The sequence below is a fragment of the Tepidimonas sp. genome, assembly GCF_036824975.1.
GTDB lineage: Bacteria > Pseudomonadota > Gammaproteobacteria > Burkholderiales > Burkholderiaceae_C > Tepidimonas.
On record NZ_DAISZC010000124.1, the window covers coordinates 1 to 2245 of the forward strand.

A 2245-nucleotide genomic window follows, 5' to 3' on the forward strand; every position below is an offset into this window, starting at 1 on the left:
TGCCGACAAATACCGCGCAGAAGGCAAGCCGATTCACCTCATCGGCATCGAGTTCAGCCGCCAAACGCGCAACGTCACGGGGTTCGAGGTCGAAACGATCCATGCGCAGGCGCGGCGCACGACGGGTCTCGGTTGAACGCCGCCTTGCCGACGTAACCGATCGCTGCAGGGCTCCTTGACCTTTCCTATGCCCCGCGCCGCGCCGTCAGCGCCCTTGCATTTTTCTTGACACTGCGCGGCCCCGGTGGCAGCCTGCGGCAACGGCCCATCTCGCCGGTGTGGGCGGGGCGCGTCACGGCGCTTTAGTCGTCGGCGCGCAACCCACCCTGCGCGCGGCCCTTGCCCGCGCGCGCTGGCGGTTTGCACAGGCCGCAAACGTAGTGGCGCGTGTTGATGTACGGGTCGGCCACGAAGTGGGCGCCGCAGCAGGTGCAGCGCGCACGAATCAGCATATTGGCGTCGCAGAACTTGGCCAGGCGCCAGGCGCGCGTGAACGACAGCAGCGGCTCGATACCGCACAGCCGCATCTGTTCCTCATACAGACGCCAGGCGCGCATCACGGCCTCGATGTCCTCCAGCGCTGCGTTTTTCAACAGCGACTGGCGGATGTTTTCGAACAGCGACGCGTGGATGTTGGGCTGCCACTGCAGGAAGTAGTCGGTGGAAAACGGCAGCTGGCCCTTAGACGGGGAACGGCCCGTGACCTCTTTGTACAACTTGAGCAGCCGCTCGTAGGGCAGGCTCGTTTCGCTTTGCAGCACCTGCAGCCGCGCACCCAGCCGGATCAGTTGCACGGCCAATTCGACCTCGCGCGCCTCTTGCAGGATGCGGGTGGCGGCGGTGGCGCGGGCTTCGGGAGCAATGGCGGTGGCGGTCATGGTCAACTCCTGACGGGAGGAAAAGCGACTGGGCTGGGGCGGTTGTCGTGCTGCGGGCAGCGTGGGCGGTCGATGGGTAACGCGCTGTGCCCGCGTCACCCGTTCTCGACTGGACAACGCGTGGTCAACACCTGCGGCGGCCCGACGTCAGACCGCTGCCAAGCGGCCGGCCATCAGGATGCTGGCGTGCAGGCGCTGCGCGGCCTCGCCCACCGAGCGCTGCGGAGCGTGGCTGCTGGTCAGCAGCTTGAACACCAATTCGTCGTCGGCCTGGAAGCGGCACAGCAGCGTGTTCTGGTTGGCCAGCTTGATCAGCTGCGCCGGCGACAGCGCGGCGATCAGCTCAGCCGACTCCTCCGACAGCCCCAGGCGGAACGTGGCTTCGGCCTTGTCGGCGCGAATCAGCCGCTGCGCCAGCATCAGGTAGGTCAGATTGGCTTCGCGGATCTCGGCCAGCAGCTGCTCGCGCTCGGCGTCGGCGGCGGGGTTCAGGGTAGCAGTGGCAGTCATGGCAGCTCTCCTTTTCAGTGGGCCGGGCGGTGCGGCTAGCACAGCCCAAAAAGCGTCGATGCGTTGAAAAGGATTGTGAAAACCGCCCTCCTTGGCTTGAATCCAAAAGTGTCTGTTCACGGCGTCAGGCAGCCGGCGACGGCGTGTCAGACAAATTCCGACACGGACGCTCAGCCAGATCGGCGGTCGGGCATGACGCCGAGGCGCCCCACACCACGTCCTTTGAGGAATCAACCGACACATCCCAGCCACCGAGACACCTGTCTGGTGGAGAAGGAGAACCGGCACCACGTGCCGCGTACCCGGCGTGCTCACCAGCGTCGCGCTCATCCTCCCCAGGCGACGCACCCTGTGCGCCTTCCCGGGTCGCGAAACGCATCGGGTCGCGCCGCTTTAGGCCCCGCTGGCCTGTCCCCGGCGCAAGCGCTCGCTTTGCCAGTACACGTCGTGGCCACCCTCCACCCGGTTGAGCACGCGCGCCAGCACGAACAGCACATCCGACAGGCGGTTGAGGTACTGCCGCGGCGCGTCGTGAAGGGGCTCTTCGTTGCCCAACGCCACCACGCTGCGCTCGGCGCGGCGCGCCACCGTGCGGCAGACGTGCGCCTGGGCCGCGGCGCGGGTGCCGCCGGGCAGAATGAACTCCTGCAGGCGCGGCAGCTGCGCGTTGTAGTGTGCCAGCGCTTGGTCCAGCGCGGCCACCGCCTCGGGCGGCAGCAGCTGATAGCCCGGAATGCTCAGCTCCCCGCCCAGGTTGAACAGCTGGTGCTGGATGTCCATCAACAGCGTGCGCACGTCGGCGGGCAGCGGTTCGCACAGCAACACGCCGATGTGGGAGTTGAGCTCGTCCACGTCGC

The 2245-nt window shown here is 67.1% G+C and carries 3 protein-coding genes; all 3 read right to left on the reverse strand.

Annotation, left to right across the window (positions count from 1 at the left end):
• Positions 1–302: 302 nt before the first annotated feature.
• Positions 303–878 (reverse strand): flagellar transcriptional regulator FlhC, encoded by a 576-nt coding sequence (gene flhC / locus V7Z54_RS09825; RefSeq protein WP_334136228.1) that lies wholly within the window; start codon positions 876–878, stop codon positions 303–305.
• Positions 879–1025: 147 nt separating this feature from the next.
• A complete protein-coding gene (gene flhD / locus V7Z54_RS09830; RefSeq protein ID WP_334136229.1) occupies positions 1026–1388 on the reverse strand; it encodes a flagellar transcriptional regulator FlhD in 363 nt (120 codons plus the stop codon).
• Positions 1389–1781: 393 nt separating this feature from the next.
• On the reverse strand, positions 1782–2245 hold a 464-nt coding region (locus V7Z54_RS09835; RefSeq protein WP_334136230.1), incomplete at its 5' end, for a cob(I)yrinic acid a,c-diamide adenosyltransferase.